Here is a 20,707-nt window from a genome sequence, read left to right as displayed (position 1 = left end):
ATGTAGAACCCCGAGCTGAATGGCTTGGGGTTTTGTTTTATAAAATATTAGAATTCATATATAAATGAGCCTAATAATGATAAAATCTTCGCCTATTTCTAGATAGCAATAATTATGAAAAAACAGATAAGTAAGATCTTTTCCAGTGATGGCGAATTGAGTAAGAATATCAAAGGATTTAAACCGCGAGCAGAACAGCTCGAAATGGCTCAATCTGTAGGATATGCTATTCAAAATAAGCGATCGCTTGTTGTAGAAGCTGGAACAGGTACTGGAAAGACTTTTGCTTATTTAGCTCCGGCACTTATTGCAGGAAAGAAAACGATTATTTCAACCGGCTCTAAAAATCTACAAGATCAGCTTTTTTCAAGAGATCTTCCCGCTATTAAAAAAGCCTTAAATTATTCTGGAAAAATTGCATTATTGAAAGGGCGATCCAATTACTTATGTTTGGAGCGTCTGGATCAAGTTATTGCTCAAGGTGTGCTTGGGGATAAATCTGTTTTAGCCGATTTAAGTAAAGTAAGAAAATGGAATAATGCGACGAAAACAGGTGATTTAACAGAATGTATTGAATTGGCTGAAGATAGCCCAATTTTGCCTCAATTGACGAGCACAGCAGAAAGTTGTTTGGGAACAGATTGTCCTAACTACGCTGAATGCTATGTCGCACAAGCTCGTAAAAAAGCGCTAAATGCGGATCTTGTTGTAGTCAATCATCATCTTTTCTTTGCTGATATGGCGGTAAAAGAAAGTGGCTTTGGTGAGCTTATCCCTAATGCAGAAGTTATTATTTTTGATGAAGCACATCAACTCCCCGATATAGCAAGCCAGTACTTTGGCCAATCATTAACTTCTCGCCAGCTATTTGATTTATGTAAAGATATCAATATTGTTTATCGAACAGAATTGAAAGATATGCCACAGCTTGGCACTACTGCAGATACCTTGCTTAAAGTCATTCAGGATTTTCGTCTTCTTCTTGGGGAAGGAAATCAGCGAGGAAATTGGCGTGAGCTATTTAAGCAAAGTGCGGTCAAAAAATCGGTTGAATTATTACAAGAAAAAATTGAGTTTCTTTCTGAAGTGATCAAGATTGCATTAGGTCGCTCTCAGACTTTGGATAGTATTTTTGAACGCACTGAAAGTATCAAGAATCAATTAATTCGTCTTTGTGATACGGCCATTGTTGGCTATTGTTATTGGTACGAAAGTATGGGGCGACAATTTGGTTTGCATATTACGCCACTTACTGTTGCAGATAAATTTGGCGAACAGCTAAATAATAAAGACGCAGCTTGGATTTTCACCTCAGCCACTCTTGAAGTTGGTGGCACTTTTAATCATTTCTGTCAGCGACTTGGAATTGAGGAGGCAGAACAAAAAATTCTTCACAGTCCTTTTGATTATCCTAATCAATCGCTACTTTGCGTACCACGTTATTTACCAGCAACGAATCAAAATAATACGTTACAAGCTCTTGGTGAAATGTTGTTGCCTATCATTGAAGCGAATAAAGGGAGATGCTTTGTGCTTTGTACTTCTTATTTAATGATGAGAGGCTTGGCAGAGTATTTTAGAGAAAATAGTGAGCTTTCTATCTTATTACAAGGTGAAATGCCTAAAGTAAAATTACTCGAACAATTTATTCATGAAACCCACAGCGTGCTGGTTGCAACTTCTAGCTTTTGGGAAGGCGTGGATGTCCGTGGTGATGCACTTTCATTAGTCATTATTGATAAATTGCCTTTTACTGCACCAGATGAACCTTTACTAAAAGCGCGCATTGAAGATTGCCGATTACAAGGAGGCGATCCATTTAATGATATACAGATCCCTGAAGCAGTTATTACGCTGAAACAAGGTGTAGGACGCCTAATTCGAGATGTAACAGATCGTGGTGCGGTAATTATTTGTGATAATCGTCTTGTTATGCGAAATTACGGCGAAACCTTTCTAAAAAGTTTACCTAATTCAACCCGTACCCGAGATCTCAACAAAGTGGTACAATTCTTACAAAATGAGAAAATGGATTAATAATGAAAAATATCACTTTATTAGCACTTGATACTTCAACAGAAGCCTGTTCTGTTGCTCTTTGGCATAAAGGCGAAAAAACACATCTAGATGAATTAGCGCAACGTACACACACAAAACGTATTCTTCCAATGATTGATGAGTTACTTGCCAATTCAGGTATCAATTTGAAGCAAGTAGATGCGTTAGCATTTGGACGCGGCCCTGGTAGTTTTACTGGTGTTCGTGTCGGTGCAGGGATTGCTCAGGGGCTTGCATTAGGGGCTGATTTACCTGTTATTGCGGTATCAAATTTAACAGCAATGGTTCAGGCTGCATTTGAATTACATCAAGCTGAAAATGTGGCAGCTGCCATTGATGCGAGAATGAATGAAGTTTATTTTTCTCAAGTAAAACGAGAAAAAGTGCGGTCAGAATTGGGTGAGTTTTTCCAATGGAACCCTGTCATTGAAGAACAAGTTTGCCAACCAGAAAAAGTACTTGAGCAGCTTTCAGATTTATCTGCATACAGAGTCGGCACTGGTTGGGCAGCGTATCCTCAATTTAAAGACAGTGGTTTAGAAGGGAGTGATATTATTTTACCTTCTGCACAATATATGCTTGAGCTTGCTTTAACAGATTATGCGCAGAATAAAATCATATCCGCCTTAGAAATTGAACCTGTTTATTTGCGTAATGAAGTAACTTGGAAAAAATTACCAGGGCGTGAATAATTTTCAAAAAGGAGTTGAAGATGAATAAAAAAACGATCTTAGTTTTGACCGCACTTTCGGCCACATTAGTGGGATGTGTCAATGCGCCGAAAGGGCTGGAAAAAGAGCAGTTTACTTTAAAATCATTGTCTTCAATTCAACCGAGTGATTATAGCTGTCAGTGCAAATCAATACGTTTGGGTGGAAAAGTATTAACCGCACAAGCCTTGCCGAATAAAACTAAAATTGAAGTATTAAGCTATCCAGTTTACTCAACCTCAGCAAAACCGATGATTGATGAACAACCTAATGGACGTTTTATCACTTATCTTGATGGCTTTGTAGAACCTGAAAGCTTAAAAGATCAATTTATTACAATTGGTGGTACCTTGCTGAAAACAGAACAAGGCAAGGTTGATCAAGCCAATTATATTTATCCGGTTATTAAAACCAATCATTATCGTGTCTGGAAGCTTTCACAAAGTTATTATTATCCAGATGATATGTGGGATGATTGGGGCTTTTTCGGTAGACGACCGTATTATTGGTATGGCGAGCCTGAAATTCGCTATTATCTCTATTAACTAAATGATAAAATTAAGAAAATTTTCCAAAGAATAAGGATAAAAAATGGAAAAAGTTTGGTTTCAAAATTATCCAGAAGGTTCACCTACCACGCTGGATACATCCAAGTATGATTCGATTCTCGATATTTTAGATAAAGCAATTCGTGAGCACCCAGACCGTCCCGCCTATATCAACATGGGGCAGGTTTTAACATTTCGTAAATTAGAAGAGCGTAGCCGTGCATTTGCCGCTTATTTACAAAATGAATTAAAGTTAGAACGTGGTGAGCGTGTTGCGTTGATGATGCCGAATTTATTGCAATATCCTATTGCACTTTTTGGTATCTTACGTGCGGGTTTGGTTGTGGTAAACGTTAATCCACTTTATACCCCGCGTGAATTAGAGCATCAGTTACAAGATAGTGGCGCAACAGCCATTGTTGTGGTTTCAAACTTTGCTTCAACCTTAGAAAAAATTGTATTTAATACTAAAGTGAAGCACGTTATTTTAACAAGAATGGGCGATCAGCTTTCTTTTGGTAAGCGTAATTTGGTCAATTTTGTGGTGAAATATGTTAAAAAGTTAGTGCCAAAATATAAATTACCGAATGCCGTCACTTTCCGTGAAGTATTGAGTATTGGTAAATTTCGCCAATACGTTCGTCCTCAAGTAGATCGTGAAGATCTAGCTTTCTTACAATATACAGGCGGAACGACAGGTGTTGCTAAGGGGGCTATGCTGACACATGGCAATATTATTACTAATATTTTCCAAGCGAAGTGGATTGCAGAGCCATTTATTGGCGATCATGCTAAGCAACGCGTTGCCGTACTGGCTTTACCGCTTTATCATGTTTTTGCCTTAACGGTAAACTGTTTACTTTTCTTAGAGCTTGGCGTGACTGCGCTTTTAATTACTAATCCACGTGATATTGATGGCTTTGTTAAAGAGCTCAAAAAATACCGCTTTGAAGCGATTACAGGGGTAAATACCTTGTTTAATGCGCTGCTTAATAATGAAAATTTCAAAGAAGTGGATTTTTCACGATTAAAACTTTCTGTTGGCGGCGGTATGGCGATCCAACAATCAGTCGCAACGCGTTGGCATGATTTAACTGGCTGTAACATCATCGAAGGTTACGGCATGACAGAATGTTCACCGTTAATTGCCGCTTGTCCGATTAATGTGGTGAAACACAATGGTACAATCGGCGTACCAGTGCCAAATACTGACATTAAAATTATCAAAGATGATGGCTCGGAAGCACAACTTGGTGAAGCCGGAGAGCTTTGGGTTAAAGGTGAACAAGTCATGCGTGGGTATTGGCAACGTCCTGAAGCGACAGCTGAAGTGCTTAAAGATGGTTGGATGGCAACGGGTGATATCGTCATTATGGACGAGAGCTATAGTCTCCGTATTGTTGACCGCAAAAAAGACATGATCTTAGTATCGGGCTTTAACGTTTATCCGAATGAAATTGAAGATGTGGTGATGCTAAATTATAAAGTCGCTGAAGTGGTCGCTATTGGTGTGCCACATGAGGTGTCGGGAGAAACCATCAAAATCTTCGTTGTGAAGAAAGATGATAGCCTCACGCGTGATGAATTACGCCAGCATTGCAGACAACATCTCACAGGTTATAAAGTCCCGAAAGATATTGAGTTTCGCGATGAATTGCCGAAAAGTAATGTAGGCAAAATTTTAAGACGCATACTGCGTGATGAAGAAATAGCAAAACGCGCGCAACATTAATTAAATCAGGGATATGTGTTCATATCCCTGTTTAGTCTGTACCTCTATTTGAAAATACATCCTATTACAATGATAAAAGAATGCCAAAATCAACCGCACTTTACGTTAATTCAAAATAATGAAGAACTGGCTCAGGTTTGCCAGTTAGCTCGTCAGCAAAGTGCGGTCGCTTTAGATACCGAATTTATGCGGGTATCGACCTATTATCCTAAATTAGGATTAATTCAACTTTATGATGGTGAACGTGTTTCATTAATCGATCCTTTATCCATTACTGATTTTTCACCTTTTGTGGAATTATTACGCGATCAGCAGGTGACAAAAATTTTGCATGCTTGTAATGAAGATTTATTGGTTTTCTTACAAGAGTTTGATGCACTTCCACAACCTATGATGGATACGCAAATTATGGCACGTTTTCTAGGTTTTGCTAATTCAGCGGGCCTAGCCAAATTGGTGTTGCATTATTTGGGCGTTGAAATGGATAAAGGGGCAACACGTACAAACTGGCTAAAACGTCCACTTTCACCCGTACAGCTACAATATGCCGCAGGGGATGTATGGTATCTCTTGCCGGTCTATCAAAAAATGCAAATAGAATTAGCGCAATCACCTTGGCTTCAAGCGGTAATTGATGATTGCCAGCTTGCAATTTCGAAAACCAGTAAATTAGACGATCGCGATCCAAATAAAGCTTATTTGGATATTCCGAATGTTTGGAAATTGAATCCGCTCGAATTAGCACGTTTACAGCTATTGGCCAAATGGCGACAAGAAACAGCAATGGCACGAAACTTAGCCCTTTCTTATGTGGTGAAATCGGATAACCTTTGGAAAGTAGCAAAAAATAATCCTCGTAATACATCAGAAATGTTAGCGCTTGGATTATCTGAAAATGAAGTCCGTGTGCGTGGTAAAAAAATGCTTCAATTGTTAGCACAAAGCCGCCGAATTTCCCCTTATGATTATCCTAAACGTTTAGTGCGTATTGTGGATGATCCTCGTTATAAAAAGGCAATTCGATTATTACAAGAAAAAGCTTATGAACTGATCCCAAAAGGATTAACCCTTGATATTCTGGCGAGTAAACGAAATTTAGAAGATCTCATCAAATGGGTTTGGCTAAAAAATGAAGATATGACAAAACTGCCTGATTTACTTTTAGGGTGGAGAAGAGAAATCGGCTTAAAGCTAGTTGAGCACTTAAAATCCGTAGAGTAGCCATAAAAAACAAGCTTAAAAATAACCGCACTTTGAATCATCAAAAGTGCGGTTATTTTCTTTAGTGTTTTACAACGATGGCTTTAATTAAGCTTGAGTTGCTTGGATCGCGGTTAATGCGATGGTGTAGATGATATCATCCACTAATGCACCACGAGATAAGTCATTAACCGGTTTACGCATACCTTGAAGCATTGGGCCTACAGCCACTAAATCAGCAGAACGTTGAACTGCTTTATAGCCGATATTACCTGCGTTGATATCAGGAAATACAAATACGTTTGCTTGGCCTGCTACTTTAGAATTTGGTGCTTTAGACGCCGCCACATCTTTCATCACCGCTGCATCGTATTGTAATGGACCGTCAATTAATAAATCAGGACGTTTTTCTTGTGCAATACGGGTAGCTTCTTTCACTTTCTCTACAGATTGACCAGAACCAGAAGTACCGGTTGAGTAAGAAAGCATTGCCACTTTCGGATTTAAACCAAATGCTTTTGCAGATTCAGCGGATTGAATTGCGATTTCAGCCAGTTGCTCTGCAGTTGGTTCTGGGTTTACTGCACAGTCACCATACACTAATACTTGGTCTGGTAATAACATGAAGAATACAGATGAGATAATTGAGCTACCTGGTGCTGTTTTGATGATTTGCATCGGTGGACGAATGGTATTTGCAGTGGTGTGAACGGCACCAGAGACTAAACCATCTACTTCGCCAGCTTCTAACATCATCGTACCTAATACAACGGTGTCTTCTAATTGTGCACGCGCTTGTTCTTCGGTTAAGCCTTTAGATTTACGTAATTCAACTAAACGAGCAACGTAGTTTTCGCGTACGTCAGCTGGATTGATGATTGTTACGTCAGCACCTAAAGTCACGCCTTGTTCTGCCGCAACTTTTTTTACTGATTCAGGCTCCGCTAATAATACCGATTTTGCGATACCACGTTCAGCACAGATTGCGGCTGCTTTAACAGTACGAGGTTCATCCCCTTCTGGTAATACGATGGTTTTGCCTGCTTTGCGTGCTAAATCAGTTAATTTAAAACGGAATGCTGCTGGAGAAATACGTGCTTCACGAGTAAGTGGTGCAGCGATTGCCGCAGCTAATGCTTGTGCATCTAAGGTTTTAATTTTGCCGGCTTGCGCACCAAATACACCTAAGATATCAGTGTTGTTCACACCGCCAAATTCTGAAGCAACGGCTTCGACTAATGTGCCTTCTTCATTGTTTGCCACTAAGATGATTTGTGCATCTAAGGTTTGTGCAATTGCAAAGTTTAAGCTGTTTGCAAAAGGCGCTTGAGCTGAAGGTTGAACACCTTTAACAACCACTAGATTTGCATTTAATGCTTGGAAATCAGCCACGATTTTTTCTAACAACACGTCTTTTTGATTATTTGCGATTAATGCTTGAGCGGCTTTTACATCTTCTACTGCATTGAATACGACAGCGCCTGTTGTCTTAGCTGCGTCTAATGCTGCTGCTAAATTTGCTTCTGCGCTAGTTGGAATAAGAATAACTGCTTTAGTCATTTTGATATACCTTTTAATGAATGAAAAAACCTGCTGATTTCTCAGCAGGTTTGAAGGAAGTTGATTAGCCCGCTAAACGTGCTGTATCTTGTGCAATTACTAATTCTTCATTGGTTGGAAGAACGATCGCTTTGAATGCAGAGTCATCAGCAGTGATCACGCCTGATTTACCAAAGCGAGCAGCAAGGTTGCGTTCTTTGTCTAATTTGATGCCGAATAATTTTAAGTGGCCTAACGCTAATTCACGAACGTGAGCAGAGTTTTCACCGATACCACCCGTAAATGCGATGGCATCTAAGTGATCATCACCTAAAACGGCCATGTATGCACCGATGTATTTCGCTAAACGGTAGCTGTAAACATCTAATGCACGTTTTGCTTCTGGTTTAGATGCATCGTCGTAGTTATCTTCTGCATAACGGCAGTCACTCGTTACTTCAGTTAAACCTAAAAGACCTGATTTTTTCACTAAAGTCTCTTCGATTTGATCCATTGACATGCCTAAGTTTTTGTATAGGTAGAAAACGATCGCAGGGTCGATGTCACCACAACGTGTACCCATGACTAAACCTTCTAACGGGGTTAAACCCATAGACGTATCGATACATTTACCATGACGAACCACAGAAACAGAACCTCCGTTACCTAAGTGACAGATAATTGCGTTTACTTGGTCTGCTGGTTTGCCTACGTATTCAGCGACTTCGCGAGAAACGAAGTAGTGACTGGTACCGTGTGCACCGTAGCGACGTACGCCGTGTTCTTTGTAAAGTGAGTATGGAAGCGCATATAAGTATGCTTCTTCCGGCATAGTTTGGTGGAATGCTGTATCAAATACGACAACGTTCTTATCTTTTAAGTGTGGGAATGTTTTAAATGCTTCACGGATACCGATTAAGTGAGCAGGGTTGTGAAGTGGTGCAAATTGCGCTGCATCTTCAATACCTTTAACCACTTCATCTGTGACGATAACAGATTGAGTGTATTTCTCACCACCGTGAACAATACGGTGACCAATCGAGGTGATAGAGTTTTTAAGCTCATCAGTCATAATGTTTGATGCGATGAAGTTAAGTGCTTCAGTGTGCGCTGCACCAGCACCTAAATCTGCGCTACCTTTTTCACCGTTAAGTTTCCATTTGATACGAGCTTCAGGAAGATAAAATGCTTCTGCTAAGCCTGATAATTTTTCTTCACCTGTTGCAGGATCAAGGATTGCAAATTTTAATGAAGAACTACCACAGTTAAGGATGAGAACAAGTTTTGACATAGGAACCCTATTTTTGATTGAGGTTAATAAAAATCCATTCAAAAGAATAGACTACAAATCTTGCATAGAATACACCTTTTGGCGTATAAAATAAATTAACTGGAGGGGAAAAATACGATCTTTTATTAGAAAAGTTGAAAATTTCAACAATTTATAGTCAGGGATGACAATTAAACCTAAACTAGAGTATTATAAGTGCGGTTATTTTCAAGGATGTTTTCATGTCATCATTTTTTTCAACCTTAAAACAAGGGCAAATTTATTTGCAAACGTGGCCATTAGAAGCGAAGCTCGGTATGATTTTTCCCGAAAATCGCATTATTAAAGCCACAAAATTTGCACAAAAATTTATGCCTTTTATGGCAGTATTTGCAGTGGTCTGGCAGCAACTTTATTCCAAAGCAGATCTTACTGCATTTTCGCTTGCTATTTTGACCGCACTTTGTGCGTTAGTGATGCCATTGCAAGGCTTATACTGGTTGGGAAAACGTGCAAAATCACCGTTAGAACCGCAAAGTTCTCAGTGGTTTTATGAGATTAGTGAACGTTTAAGAAAACAACATGAAAGTTTGCCAACCGTGCAAGATAAACCGACATATCAGCACTTGGCAGAAGTACTACAAAAGGCACAGCAAAAATTAGACAAAGCATTTTGGCAGGAAATCTAGTCAATGGTTCTAAATTTAATTGACGCAAACGTTTTCCTTTTGTTGTTTTTTATGTAAAATACTGCGGTCGCAATGGCGGCCCTTTTTAATTGAGAGACTATTTAATGATTGATTACATTATCATTGGCATCATCGCATTTTCGATTATCGTGAGTTTATTACGTGGGTTTGTGCGAGAGGTGATGTCCCTTGCAAGTTGGGTCGTTGCATTTATTGTCGCTAGCCAATTTTATCCTTATCTCGCCACTTATCTTACTCAAATCGAATCTGACTACGTGCGTAACGGCACAGCAATCGGCATTTTATTTGTTTTAACCTTAATTGTAGGCGGCATTGTTAATTATGTGATTAGCCAATTAGTGGATAAAACAGGACTTACCGGAACAGATCGTGTTCTTGGGGCGGCATTTGGCTTAATTCGTGGGGCGTTAATCGTTGCTGCGATCTTATTCTTCTTGGATACCTTCACTAACTTTGAACAAACCGATTGGTGGAAAGAATCAAAATTAATTCCTCATTTCGGCTTCATTATTGAATGGTTCTTCCAACAACTACAAGCAAGTTCTAGTTTTTTAAACTCAACTTTTAAACAATAAGGTAGTCAATCAGTATGTGTGGAATTGTCGGTATCGTTAGCCAAAATCCGGTTAATGAATCCATTTATGCAGCATTAACGTTATTACAGCATCGAGGTCAAGATGCGGCGGGGATTGTCACAATCGATGATGAAAACCGCTTTCGTTTGCGTAAGGCTAATGGTCTTGTAAGCGATGTATTCAGACAAGAACATATGTTACGTTTACAAGGTCATGCAGGCCTCGGACATGTACGTTATCCAACCGCCGGCAGTTCAAGTGTATCTGAAGCGCAGCCTTTCTATGTCAACTCACCTTATGGTTTAAGCCTTGTTCACAATGGCAACTTAACCAATTCAGCCGAATTAAAAGATAAATTATTTAAAGAAGCACGTCGTCACATAAATACTAATTCGGATTCAGAACTTCTTCTCAATATTCTTGCAAATCATTTAGATAGAGTGAATAAATACCATCTCGATCCGCAAGACATTTTTGATGCAATTCGTGCAACACACAAAGATATCCGTGGTGCTTATGCATGCTTAGCCATGATTATTGGACATGGCATGGTGGCATTTCGCGATCCGTTTGGTATTCGTCCACTCGTGTTAGGTAAACGAGAAGAAAACGGCTCTGTAGAATATATGTTTGCCTCTGAAAGTGTGGCATTAGACGTCGCAGGTTTTGAATTAGTACGTGATGTTGCGCCAGGCGAAGCGATTTATGTAACCTTTGATGGCCAGCTTTATGCAGAGCAGTGTGCAGAAAGTGCGGTCTTAAATCCGTGTATTTTTGAGTATGTCTATTTTGCTCGTCCTGATTCAACAATAGACGGCGTGTCTGTCTATGCCGCACGTGTTCACATGGGTGAACATTTAGGCAAAAAAATTGCAAAAGAATGGGTTGATGAAGCAGACAATATTGATGTGGTGATTCCAGTACCGGAAACTTCAACAGACATTGCGTTACAGATTGCGAAAATTTTAGGCAAACCTTATCGTCAAGGTTTTGTGAAAAACCGCTATGTTGGCCGTACATTTATTATGCCAGGCCAAGCTCAACGTATTAGTTCAGTTCGTCGTAAGCTCAATACGATTAAAGCAGAATTTAAAGATAAAAATGTGTTATTAGTCGATGATTCCATTGTTCGTGGTACAACATCTGAACAAATCGTGAGTATGGCTCGAGCGGCAGGTGCGAAGAAAATTTACTTTGCATCCGCAGCACCAGAAATTCGCTATCCGAATGTGTACGGTATTGATATGCCTACAAAACAAGAACTTATTGCCTATGGTCGTAATGTTGACGAAATTGCGAAATTGATTGGTGTAGATAAATTAGTTTTCCAAGATCTTGAGGCGTTGACTGAATCAGTACGCCAAGAAAATCCAGCTATTCAAGGCTTTGATTGTTCAGTCTTTACTGGAGAATATATTACGGGCGATATCACACCAGAATACCTTGATAGTATCGCTTCTCAACGTAGTGATTCAGCAAAGAAAAAACGGGAAAAAGATGCAAGCAACCTTGAAATCCATAATGAAGGTTAATCGCGTTTAAGATCGTAAAAAAGCACTAAATTCAATGAAGCGTTTAGTGCTTTTTCTTTTTGATTAAATAAAATATAAAGAAAAATGACCGCACTTGATATATTCAAAGTGCGGTCATTTTTTTATGCGTTTTAGTCTTTATAAAGATCGTTATAAAGCGTACTTTCAAATTGCACAAGTGGTGCTCGTTTTGTCTTACTTTCTAAATCACCGGTTGAATAGCCATTGATAAATTGAACGAAAGCCACTTTTTCACCTCGAGCATTAGTCATAAAACCGGCAAGGTTATATACCCCTTTCAATGAGCCAGTTTTAGCGATGACGTTTTTTACCAGTGGTGGATTAATTAAGCTACCACGCCCACTGATTGTGCCATCCACACCTGCAATTGGGAAAGTTTCCATTAAATGTAATTTATCTTCGTTTTTGGCAATGTATTCCAAGACAGAAAGCATGGTTTTAGGTGCAACCAAATTATGACGCGAAAGACCCGAACCATCGGCTAAGATGCTGTTACCAAATTTAATGCCTTGTTTTTGCAATACGGATTTCACTGCTAATGTGCCTAATTGGAATGAGGCGGGGCGTTTATAGTAGTTGTAGGCTACTGCTCTAAATAAGGCATCGGCAATTTGGTTATCCGATTTTTTCATCATTTTTTTCAATAGCTCAGGCAACGGTTTAGATAAATGCTGGGCGAGTTTTTGTCCTTGCTGTGGTTTTTGAGGTTGTTTTACCTGACCGGTAAATTCAATACCAAGACGTTTTAATTGACGTTGAATAATAGCAGCAGCGTAGGCATCTGGATCTTGCACGGCGAAGCTAAGCCCAAATGGTTTAGTTTGGCGCGCAATACAACCTTTTACTTGATAGCGATTATTGTCGTGAACAACAACGTCTAACTGGCAATAACCGGCCTCTTGCTGATCCACAATATAAACTTGTCCGAAAACTTGAATAGGAAATTGAGCGGGAACGTTAATTTTGACGGTTTCACCCACAGGTTGATTTGCATCCAGTTCTGCATAAAAACAGTTATTATCGATATTTGCAGCAGCAGGAGGGGAGTTAAAGCACATGGTGAGATCGTTCCAAATCCAACCTAATCCACGGTCATGGCTAGCAAATACAGAGGTATCTAAAATAAGATCACCATTAATTTTCTGAATGCCTTGGTTCTTTAAATTGGCTAACAAACTATAAAGTTGTCCACTGGTCAGATCAGGATCGCCAGTAAATTGCACCACAAGATCGCCTTCTAAAACATTATTTTGAATTTTCCCGTTACTTAAAAGTGATGTTTCAAATTGAAAGGCATCACCTAATACTAATTTAGCCGCAACAGCTGTGAACACTTTTTGCGTACTGGCTGGCAACATAAAGGTTGAGCCATTGTAATCTGCGATAATTTGATCTTTATTGAGGTTTTTGGCAATGATACTGGCAGAAGCACCTTCCGGTAAGTATTGAGTGATAGAAGCCACATCAACTTCAGCCATAGAGGAAAAAGAAAAACCGAGTGTGATAAATGCCGCTTTAAGTGCGGTCGAAATAGAAGATTTTTTAGTCATTTTTAGTTCTGTTATGGTTGCTATTTTTCTCAAGACGAATAATAATAAGCTCCGAACTCAATAGAGTAAATCATTTTTTATTTTTCATTGACTGCGGCAAGGTTGCAAGACGTTGTCGTGGTTTTGTTTTTACCAAATTTCAAGGAAAAAGAATGAAACAAATTCCAATGACCGTGCGCGGTGCGGAGCTATTACGCCAAGAATTAGATTTCTTAAAGAATGAGCGTCGCCCTGAAATTATCAAGGCGATTGCTGAAGCACGTGAGCATGGTGACTTAAAAGAAAATGCAGAATATCACGCAGCGCGTGAACAACAAGGTTTTTGCGAAGGGCGTATTCAAGAAATTGAAAGCAAACTTGCAAATTGTCAGGTTATCGATGTCACTAAATTGCCGAATAACGGAAAAGTTATTTTTGGTGCCACCGTTGTATTAGTGAATACCGATACCGATGAAGAAGTCACTTACCAAATTGTGGGCGATGATGAGGCAGATATTAAATCAGGTTTGATTTCTGTGAATTCACCGATTGCTCGCGGCTTGGTGGGTAAAGAGTTGGATGATACCGTGAATATTACCACACCAGGTGGAACGGTTGAGTTCGAGATTATTGAAGTAAATTACATCTAAAAAAACATCCCCTCAAATTGAGGGGATAACAATTATTTACGAGGCAGCTGGATTTTACCTTCCTCGCTTGGTCGATAAAGCACCAAAATATGTCCGATGGTTTGAACGTTAGATGATTTGGTTTCACGAACAATCGCATCAATGATTAATTGTTTGGTTTCGCGATCTGCGCCAGCAATTTTTACTTTGATTAATTCGTGATGATTTAATGCATTATCGATTTCGGCTAATACACCTTCGGTTAAGCCGTTACCGCCAAGCATAACGACAGGGCTAAGGTGATGAGCGAGTCCTTTTAAAAATTGTTTTTGTTTTGTTGATAATATTGTCATAAGGAATCCTTTAAATAGATGAATATGAGTCAAAAAAAGACCGAAAAGAGCGGTCAGAAAAAACGTGGTTTTTCAGCACTTTTTGGTAAGTCTAGCCTTGAATTTGGCAGATTGTACCCAAATATAGACGAAACTACTACAAAAAATAGTACAAAAGAAAGAGATTATGGGAAAGAAAAAACGTTCGGCGAGTTCTTCTCGTTGGCTAAACGAACATTTTAAAGATCCGTTTGTTCAGAAAGCACATAAACAAAAATTACGCTCACGTGCTTACTTTAAGTTAGATGAAATTCAACAAACGGATAAATTGTTTAAACCGGGAATGACAGTGGTGGATCTCGGTGCCGCACCAGGTGGTTGGTCACAGTATGTTGTGAGCCAAATTGGTGGCAAAGGCAGAGTGATTGCTTGTGATATTTTGGATATGAACCCAATTGTCGGCGTGGATTTCTTGCAAGGCGATTTTCGTGACGAAAATGTACTGAATGCATTATTAGAACGAGTTGGCGAAGCAAAAGTTGATGTAGTGATGTCTGATATGGCGCCCAATTTTAGTGGTATGCCATCTGTTGATATTCCTCGTGCAATGTATTTAGTTGAACTGGCTTTAGATATGTGTAAGCAAGTTTTGGCGAAAAAAGGCAGTTTTGTGGTCAAAGTATTCCAAGGAGAAGGTTTTGACGAGTATCTGCGCGAAATTCGTTCACTCTTTAGTGTCGTAAAAGTGCGTAAGCCAGAAGCCTCTCGTGGGCGTTCTCGCGAAGTTTATATTGTAGCAAGCGGTTATAAAGGCGAATAGATAATTGCTTTGATAGCTTTTCATTGTGTCGGGGATGAGATAGTATCTCGTTTAATTTTAATTAACTTAAGAAAGGCAGGTTAAACCTTGAACGATATGGTCAAAAATCTAGTTCTATGGGTTGTGGTAGCAATTGTCATGATGACAGCTTACCAAAGTTTTAATTCCAATGGCGTGAGTGACTCAACAGATTACACAACCTTTGTGTATGATGTGAGTAACAGTCAAGTGAAAGAAGCGCGTTTTGATGCGAATGAAATCACCGTGACCAAAAATGACGGGTCTAAATATATGACCGTTATGCCACCGTTGGAAGATAAAAAGCTCTTAGATGACTTACTAAATAAAAAAGTTAAAATCGAAGGTACGCCTTTTGAAAAACGCGGTTTATTATCACAAATTTTAATTTCGTGGTTCCCAATGTTATTCCTTGTAGGGGTATGGATTTTCTTCATGCGTCAAATGCAAGGTGGCGGTGGCAAGGCCATGAGTTTTGGTAAAAGCCGCGCTAAAATGCTGAACCAAGATCAAATCAAAGTGACTTTTGCGGATGTTGCAGGTTGCGATGAAGCAAAAGAAGAAGTCGGTGAAGTAGTTGATTTCTTGCGTGAACCGAAAAAATTCCAAAACCTTGGCGGTAAAATTCCAAAAGGGATTTTAATGGTAGGTCCTCCAGGTACAGGTAAAACCTTATTAGCAAAAGCTATTGCGGGTGAAGCAAAAGTGCCTTTCTTTACCATTTCAGGTTCTGACTTTGTAGAGATGTTTGTGGGTGTTGGTGCTTCTCGTGTACGTGATATGTTCGAGCAAGCGAAGAAAAATGCACCATGCTTAATCTTTATTGATGAAATTGATGCAGTAGGTCGCCAACGTGGTGCTGGTTTAGGCGGTGGACACGATGAGCGTGAACAAACCCTTAACCAAATGTTAGTTGAAATGGATGGTTTTGGTGGTAACGAAGGCGTAATCGTTATTGCAGCAACGAACCGTCCAGATGTACTTGACCCAGCATTAACGCGTCCAGGACGTTTTGACCGTCAAGTCGTTGTGGGTTTACCGGATGTGAAAGGTCGTGAGCAAATTTTAAAAGTTCACATGCGTAAAGTACCTGTCGCTGATGATGTAGATGCAATGACACTGGCTCGTGGTACACCTGGTTATTCAGGTGCAGATTTAGCGAACTTAGTGAATGAAGCTGCATTATTTGCTGCACGTAGTAATAAACGTACTGTATCGATGCTTGAGTTTGAAAAAGCCAAAGATAAGATCAATATGGGACCTGAGCGTCGTACTATGATCATGACGGATAAACAAAAAGAATCGACAGCGTACCATGAAGCTGGTCACGCGATTGTGGGTTACTTAGTGCCTGAACATGATCCTGTACATAAAGTCACGATTATTCCTCGTGGCCGCGCATTAGGTGTGACTTTCTTCTTGCCTGAGGGCGATCAAATTAGTATCAGCCAAAAACAATTAGAAAGTAAACTTTCAACACTTTATGCGGGACGCTTAGCAGAAGATTTGATTTACGGTGAAGAAAATATTTCTACTGGTGCATCTAACGATATTAAAGTGGCAACCAATATTGCACGTAATATGGTGACCCAATGGGGCTTCTCAGATAAACTCGGTCCAATTCTTTATACCGAAGATGAAGGCGAAGTGTTCTTAGGGCGCTCAATGGCGAAAGCAAAACATATGTCTGACGAAACAGCGCATGCAATTGATGAAGAAGTGCGTGCGATTGTAAATCGTAACTATGCGAGAGCAAGACAGATTTTGATCGACAATATGGATATTCTTCACGCCATGAAAGATGCGTTAGTGAAATATGAAACTATTGAAGAAGAACAAATCAAACAGCTAATGAATCGTGAACCTGTTACCCCGCCATCAGGTTGGGAAGATAACAAAGACACGAAACCAACAGCAAAACCGCAGGAAGAAAAAACTGATAGTGCGGTTAATCATTCAGAAGATTCTGAAGCATAAAATTAAAGCCTTCCTAATTTGGAAGGCTTTTTATTTATTATTTCATTCTTTTCATTACTATATTCCGTTATAATCTAACCTTTCAAATTTGATTTAAAAATTGACCGCACTTTATGAAACTTTATGCTAATAACAAATGTCTAGATTTATCATTCCCTCAAATTATGGGGATTTTGAATTTCACACCTGATTCGTTTTCTGATAGCGGGCAGTTTTTCAGTCTAGACAAGGCATTATTTCAAGTTGAAAAAATGCTCAAAGAAGGTGCAACAATTATTGATATTGGCGGCGAGTCAACTCGACCAATGGCAGAAGAAGTGCCTGAAGCTGAAGAATTGCAGCGGGTGATACCTTTGGTTGAAGCCGTGCAAAAACGTTTTGATTGTTGGATTTCAGTGGATACTTCTAAAGCTGTGGTAATGCAAGAAGCGGCGAAGGTCGGCATGGATTTAATTAATGATATTCGTGCGCTACGTGAACCAGGTGCACTGGAAATAGCAGGACAGTTGAATTTACCAACTTGTATCATGCACATGCAAGGACAGCCGCGCACAATGCAGACTAATCCGCATTATGATGATGTAGTCCAAGATGTTTATCAATTTTTAAACGATAGAACTCAAGCTTGTTTAGCAGCGGGAATCGCTAAAGAAAATATCATTTGGGATATGGGCTTTGGTTTTGGTAAGACTGTACAGCATAATTATAAGCTTTTACAGCAGTTAGCTCACTTTTGTGAAAGTGGATATCCTGTTTTAGCAGGGCTTTCACGTAAATCGATGATTGGTGCCGTATTAGATAAACCCGTAACTGAACGTGTTGTGGGAAGTGTAGCTGGCGCATTAATTGCTGCACAAAATGGTGCGACAATTTTACGCGTACATGATGTGGCTGCAACGGCAGATGCTTTGAAAGTATGGCAAGCAACGCAACAGGCGTAAGAAAGTAACAGATTTTATATGTTGTAGAGTAAATGATTTCTGCAACATCAATTATTCAATTTATTAAGGAATAAATATGGCAAATCGTAAATATTTTGGTACAGATGGCGTACGCGGTAAAGTGGGTACTTATCCAATCACGCCTGATTTTGCATTGAAATTAGGTTGGGCTGCGGGTAAGGTTTTAGCTTCACAAGGTTCTCGCACAGTATTAATCGGAAAAGATACTCGTATTTCAGGTTATATGTTGGAATCTGCTCTTGAAGCAGGTTTGGCTGCCGCTGGCTTAACTGCTGCATTTACCGGCCCAATGCCAACACCTGCCGTGGCGTATTTAACCCGCACGTTCCGTTTAGAAGCGGGTATTGTCATTTCTGCATCACATAACCCTTATTATGATAATGGAATTAAATTCTTCTCTTCACAAGGCACAAAATTACCAGATGATATTGAAGAAGCGATTGAAGCCATGCTTGATCAGCCAATGGATTGTGTGGAGTCTGCTGATTTAGGTAAAGCAAGCCGTATCAGTGATGCCGCAGGACGTTATATTGAATTTTGTAAAAGCACTTTCCCTGCACATCTTGGTTTAGATGGTTATAAAATTGTGGTGGATTGCGCAAATGGTGCGACCTATCATATTGCGCCAAATGTATTACGTGAATTAGGCGCGGAAGTGATTGAAATTGGTACTGATCCAAACGGAATCAATATCAATGAAAAATGTGGTGCAACCGATGTAAAAGCGTTACAGGAAAAAGTGCTTGAAACTAAAGCGGATGTTGGTCTCGCTTATGATGGTGATGGTGACCGTATTATGATGGTGGATCACTTAGGTAATAAAGTAGATGGTGACCAAATCCTTTTCATTATTGCTCGTGAAGCTTTACGTTCAGGTCAATTAAAAGGTGGCGTAGTCGGCACATTAATGAGTAATATGAGCCTAGAAATTGCGTTAAAAATGTTAGGTGTACCTTTTGTGCGTGCTAACGTTGGCGACCGTTATGTGCTAGAAAAAATGGTAGAACATAACTGGACGTTAGGTGGAGAAAACTCTGGCCATATCATTATCGCGGATAAAAACACGACAGGTGATGGTATTATTGCCTCATTAGCCGTATTAAGTGCAATGGTTCAACATCGTTTATCCTTAAACGAGCTTGCAAGTGCGGTGAAATTATTCCCTCAAGTCCTGATTAATGTTCGTTTTGCAGGTGGTACAAATCCGTTAGAAAGTGAAGCAGTAAAAGCCGTAGCCGCTGATGTGGAAAAACGCTTAGAAGGCAAAGGCCGAATTTTACTGCGTAAGTCTGGTACAGAGCCACTGATTCGTGTTATGGTCGAATGTGAAGACGGTGCACTTGCAAAACAATGTGCAGAAGAAATTGCAGAAGCAGTGAAAGCAAATTAATTGAGTGGGGGCTTGCCCCCATTTTTGATCCATAGAATTATCTTTATTATTTTTAGGAAAGCCAATACATGAAAATTTTTATTATGCGTCATGGAGAAGCCGAAGTTATCGCTTCATCCGATGAGGCTCGGCATTTAACCGACTATGGACGCAAACAATCAATACTACAAGGTCAATGGCTTAAAAACCATCTAAATTCAACCGCACTTTCAGTTCAGAAAGTGATTGTCAGTCCTTATGTAAGAGCACAAGAAACGTTTGAGCTTGTAAATTCAGCCTTAGGTAACACGCTTAATGATATTGAAATTTGGAGTGGGATTACACCTTATGGTAATGCTACATTGGTAGCTGATTATCTATCTGTTTTGCAAGAAGAAGGTACTGAAAGTGTTTTACTCGTTTCTCATTTACCTTTAGTAGGCAGTATTGTTTCAGAGCTTTACGGTAAGCGAAATCCAATTAGTTTTTACCCTTCAACGATTGTTCAAATTGAGTGGAATGGTGAAAAAGGCACCATTGAAGCTTTCCATTATCCAAAATAGAATGGCTAAAATACGAAAAACAAAGTTTATATGATTTACTTTTTAAAAGCAGTCAAAAATAAGCAACACCTAAAAATGTGTATTTTTAGGTGTTTTTTTAAAATTTTTTTGATAGACTGAAAATGAGCTATAAATGAATAGCTTAAATTAAGCCATCATAATGACACAAGGAGAGTAGCTATGAACAATAAAATCGAAGATAAAGCAACTGAAGTAAAAGATACGACAGTGAATGCTGCAACACAAGTTAAAGATGCATTATTTGCAGCGGCTAACTATATTAAAGATGCTGTGACACATAAAGCGTCTGAGGCAAAAGAAGTGGTTGAAGACAAAGCTACTGAAGTGAAAGATGTAACTGAAGATAAAGTATCTGAAGTAAGAAAAGCAGTTTCTGAAGCAAAAGAAGCAATCGATGATAAAGCTGCTGAAATGAAAAAAGCAATCGATGACAAATTTTCTGAAGTAAAAAGAGCCGTCGAAGATAAAGCATCAGAAGTGAAAAAAACAGTTTCAGAAGCTACAGATGAAGCGGCAGATAAAGCAGCAGAGCTAAAAGATGCAGCTGAAGACAAAGTTGCTGAAGTGAAAGATGCGGCTGAAGATAAAGCAA

Annotated in this window: 18 protein-coding genes and 2 pseudogenes; 15 read left to right on the top strand and 5 right to left on the bottom strand. The window is 39.4% G+C overall.

The genetic code is table 11. The features are described 5' to 3' along the window. Positions 1 to 114: 114 nt before the first annotated feature. The 5 genes from HMPREF2732_RS00100 to rnd all read left to right on the top strand — a co-directional run bounded on the left by HMPREF2732_RS00100 (position 115) and on the right by rnd (position 6,269). A complete protein-coding gene (locus HMPREF2732_RS00100) occupies positions 115 to 2,037 on the top strand; it encodes a DNA repair helicase YoaA (RefSeq protein WP_070589833.1) in 1,923 nt (640 codons plus the stop codon). A 2-nt stretch (positions 2,038 to 2,039) separates the two neighbouring features. Further along, the gene (tsaB, locus tag HMPREF2732_RS00095) at positions 2,040 to 2,750 is read left to right on the top strand and encodes a tRNA (adenosine(37)-N6)-threonylcarbamoyltransferase complex dimerization subunit type 1 TsaB (RefSeq protein WP_070589827.1); all 711 of its coding nucleotides are present in this window, start codon (positions 2,040 to 2,042) and stop codon (positions 2,748 to 2,750) included. Positions 2,751 to 2,770: 20 nt separating this feature from the next. Next, a complete protein-coding gene (locus tag HMPREF2732_RS00090; RefSeq protein WP_049355859.1) occupies positions 2,771 to 3,313 on the top strand; it encodes a Slp family lipoprotein in 543 nt (180 codons plus the stop codon). Positions 3,314 to 3,359: 46 nt separating this feature from the next. Beyond that, on the top strand, positions 3,360 to 5,048 hold the full coding sequence (fadD, locus tag HMPREF2732_RS00085; protein ID WP_049373393.1) for a long-chain-fatty-acid--CoA ligase FadD: 1,689 nt from the start codon (positions 3,360 to 3,362) through the stop codon (positions 5,046 to 5,048). Between the two features lie 69 nt (positions 5,049 to 5,117). Next, the gene (gene rnd, locus HMPREF2732_RS00080; protein WP_070589823.1) at positions 5,118 to 6,269 is read left to right on the top strand and encodes a ribonuclease D; all 1,152 of its coding nucleotides are present in this window, start codon (positions 5,118 to 5,120) and stop codon (positions 6,267 to 6,269) included. 87 nt (positions 6,270 to 6,356) lie between these two features. Here the strand turns inward: rnd and pta are convergent. The 3 genes and pseudogenes from pta to HMPREF2732_RS00070 all read right to left on the bottom strand — a co-directional run. Further along, positions 6,357 to 7,409: pseudogene (gene pta / locus HMPREF2732_RS00075) on the bottom strand (phosphate acetyltransferase); the annotation flags it as partial. 75 nt (positions 7,410 to 7,484) lie between these two features. After that, positions 7,485 to 7,808 (bottom strand): annotated as a pseudogene (locus HMPREF2732_RS10000) (AAA family ATPase); the annotation flags it as partial. Positions 7,809 to 7,872: 64 nt separating this feature from the next. After that, positions 7,873 to 9,078 (bottom strand): acetate kinase, encoded by a 1,206-nt coding sequence (locus HMPREF2732_RS00070; RefSeq protein WP_070583188.1) that lies wholly within the window; start codon positions 9,076 to 9,078, stop codon positions 7,873 to 7,875. A 221-nt stretch (positions 9,079 to 9,299) separates the two neighbouring features. On the opposite strand from HMPREF2732_RS00070, the gene yfbV reads away from it, so the two are divergent. The 3 genes from yfbV (at position 9,300) to purF (ending at position 11,874) form a co-directional block, all read left to right on the top strand. Next, on the top strand, positions 9,300 to 9,746 hold the full coding sequence (gene yfbV, locus HMPREF2732_RS00065) for a terminus macrodomain insulation protein YfbV (RefSeq protein ID WP_070589816.1): 447 nt from the start codon (positions 9,300 to 9,302) through the stop codon (positions 9,744 to 9,746). A gap of 104 nt (positions 9,747 to 9,850) precedes the next feature. Further along, a complete protein-coding gene (locus HMPREF2732_RS00060; protein WP_005696203.1) occupies positions 9,851 to 10,342 on the top strand; it encodes a CvpA family protein in 492 nt (163 codons plus the stop codon). Between the two features lie 14 nt (positions 10,343 to 10,356). Then, positions 10,357 to 11,874: an amidophosphoribosyltransferase gene (gene purF / locus HMPREF2732_RS00055; protein ID WP_070589811.1), complete on the top strand. Its 1,518-nt coding sequence runs from the start codon at positions 10,357 to 10,359 to the stop codon at positions 11,872 to 11,874. Between the two features lie 131 nt (positions 11,875 to 12,005). Here purF and dacB read toward each other — a convergent pair whose 3' ends face one another. Then, positions 12,006 to 13,445 carry a serine-type D-Ala-D-Ala carboxypeptidase gene (gene dacB / locus HMPREF2732_RS00050; RefSeq protein WP_070589809.1) on the bottom strand — a complete coding sequence of 480 codons (1,440 nt, stop codon included), beginning with the start codon at positions 13,443 to 13,445 and terminating at the stop codon, positions 12,006 to 12,008. 152 nt (positions 13,446 to 13,597) lie between these two features. On the opposite strand from dacB, the gene greA reads away from it, so the two are divergent. Continuing rightward, positions 13,598 to 14,074, top strand: a complete 477-nt coding sequence (greA, locus tag HMPREF2732_RS00045) for a transcription elongation factor GreA (protein ID WP_005697514.1) — start codon at positions 13,598 to 13,600, stop codon at positions 14,072 to 14,074. Positions 14,075 to 14,106: 32 nt separating this feature from the next. On the opposite strand, the gene yhbY is transcribed toward greA, so the two are convergent. Then, positions 14,107 to 14,406 (bottom strand): ribosome assembly RNA-binding protein YhbY, encoded by a 300-nt coding sequence (yhbY, locus tag HMPREF2732_RS00040; RefSeq protein WP_005696198.1) that lies wholly within the window; start codon positions 14,404 to 14,406, stop codon positions 14,107 to 14,109. 166 nt (positions 14,407 to 14,572) lie between these two features. On the opposite strand from yhbY, the gene rlmE reads away from it, so the two are divergent. From rlmE to HMPREF2732_RS00010, 6 genes are all read left to right on the top strand, one after another. Further along, on the top strand, positions 14,573 to 15,205 hold the full coding sequence (gene rlmE / locus HMPREF2732_RS00035) for a 23S rRNA (uridine(2552)-2'-O)-methyltransferase RlmE (RefSeq protein ID WP_005697532.1): 633 nt from the start codon (positions 14,573 to 14,575) through the stop codon (positions 15,203 to 15,205). A 96-nt stretch (positions 15,206 to 15,301) separates the two neighbouring features. Beyond that, positions 15,302 to 17,200: an ATP-dependent zinc metalloprotease FtsH gene (gene ftsH, locus HMPREF2732_RS00030; protein ID WP_070589806.1), complete on the top strand. Its 1,899-nt coding sequence runs from the start codon at positions 15,302 to 15,304 to the stop codon at positions 17,198 to 17,200. A 113-nt stretch (positions 17,201 to 17,313) separates the two neighbouring features. Next, positions 17,314 to 18,141: a dihydropteroate synthase gene (gene folP / locus HMPREF2732_RS00025; RefSeq protein WP_070589802.1), complete on the top strand. Its 828-nt coding sequence runs from the start codon at positions 17,314 to 17,316 to the stop codon at positions 18,139 to 18,141. A gap of 76 nt (positions 18,142 to 18,217) precedes the next feature. Beyond that, complete coding sequence (gene glmM / locus HMPREF2732_RS00020) at positions 18,218 to 19,552, top strand: phosphoglucosamine mutase (protein ID WP_049369265.1); 1,335 nt, start codon at positions 18,218 to 18,220, stop codon at positions 19,550 to 19,552. A 68-nt stretch (positions 19,553 to 19,620) separates the two neighbouring features. Further along, complete coding sequence (gene sixA, locus HMPREF2732_RS00015; RefSeq protein WP_070589799.1) at positions 19,621 to 20,094, top strand: phosphohistidine phosphatase SixA; 474 nt, start codon at positions 19,621 to 19,623, stop codon at positions 20,092 to 20,094. Between the two features lie 180 nt (positions 20,095 to 20,274). Continuing rightward, a partial coding sequence (locus tag HMPREF2732_RS00010; protein ID WP_070589796.1) for a prolipoprotein diacylglyceryl transferase occupies positions 20,275 to 20,707 on the top strand: 433 nt, incomplete at its 3' end.

This window comes from Haemophilus sp. HMSC061E01, from assembly GCF_001810345.1.
Classification (GTDB): domain Bacteria; phylum Pseudomonadota; class Gammaproteobacteria; order Enterobacterales; family Pasteurellaceae; genus Haemophilus_D.
Note: the sequence above shows the minus strand (reverse complement) of the source record. Positions and strands in the feature narration are given on the sequence as shown.

Bases quoted from the DNA above. Each gene is read 5' to 3' on its own strand.
- HMPREF2732_RS00100 (WP_070589833.1), top strand. From the start codon at position 115: ATGAAAAAACAGATAAGTAAGATCTTTTCCAGTGATGGCGAATTGAGT.
- tsaB (WP_070589827.1), top strand. From the start codon at position 2,040: ATGAAAAATATCACTTTATTAGCACTTGATACTTCAACAGAAGCCTGT.
- HMPREF2732_RS00090 (WP_049355859.1), top strand. From the start codon at position 2,771: ATGAATAAAAAAACGATCTTAGTTTTGACCGCACTTTCGGCCACATTA.
- fadD (WP_049373393.1), top strand. From the start codon at position 3,360: ATGGAAAAAGTTTGGTTTCAAAATTATCCAGAAGGTTCACCTACCACG.
- rnd (WP_070589823.1), top strand. From the start codon at position 5,118: ATGATAAAAGAATGCCAAAATCAACCGCACTTTACGTTAATTCAAAAT.
- HMPREF2732_RS00070 (WP_070583188.1), bottom strand. From the start codon at position 9,078: ATGTCAAAACTTGTTCTCATCCTTAACTGTGGTAGTTCTTCATTAAAA.
- yfbV (WP_070589816.1), top strand. From the start codon at position 9,300: ATGTCATCATTTTTTTCAACCTTAAAACAAGGGCAAATTTATTTGCAA.
- HMPREF2732_RS00060 (WP_005696203.1), top strand. From the start codon at position 9,851: ATGATTGATTACATTATCATTGGCATCATCGCATTTTCGATTATCGTG.
- purF (WP_070589811.1), top strand. From the start codon at position 10,357: ATGTGTGGAATTGTCGGTATCGTTAGCCAAAATCCGGTTAATGAATCC.
- dacB (WP_070589809.1), bottom strand. From the start codon at position 13,445: ATGACTAAAAAATCTTCTATTTCGACCGCACTTAAAGCGGCATTTATC.
- greA (WP_005697514.1), top strand. From the start codon at position 13,598: ATGAAACAAATTCCAATGACCGTGCGCGGTGCGGAGCTATTACGCCAA.
- yhbY (WP_005696198.1), bottom strand. From the start codon at position 14,406: ATGACAATATTATCAACAAAACAAAAACAATTTTTAAAAGGACTCGCT.
- rlmE (WP_005697532.1), top strand. From the start codon at position 14,573: ATGGGAAAGAAAAAACGTTCGGCGAGTTCTTCTCGTTGGCTAAACGAA.
- ftsH (WP_070589806.1), top strand. From the start codon at position 15,302: ATGGTCAAAAATCTAGTTCTATGGGTTGTGGTAGCAATTGTCATGATG.
- folP (WP_070589802.1), top strand. From the start codon at position 17,314: ATGAAACTTTATGCTAATAACAAATGTCTAGATTTATCATTCCCTCAA.
- glmM (WP_049369265.1), top strand. From the start codon at position 18,218: ATGGCAAATCGTAAATATTTTGGTACAGATGGCGTACGCGGTAAAGTG.
- sixA (WP_070589799.1), top strand. From the start codon at position 19,621: ATGAAAATTTTTATTATGCGTCATGGAGAAGCCGAAGTTATCGCTTCA.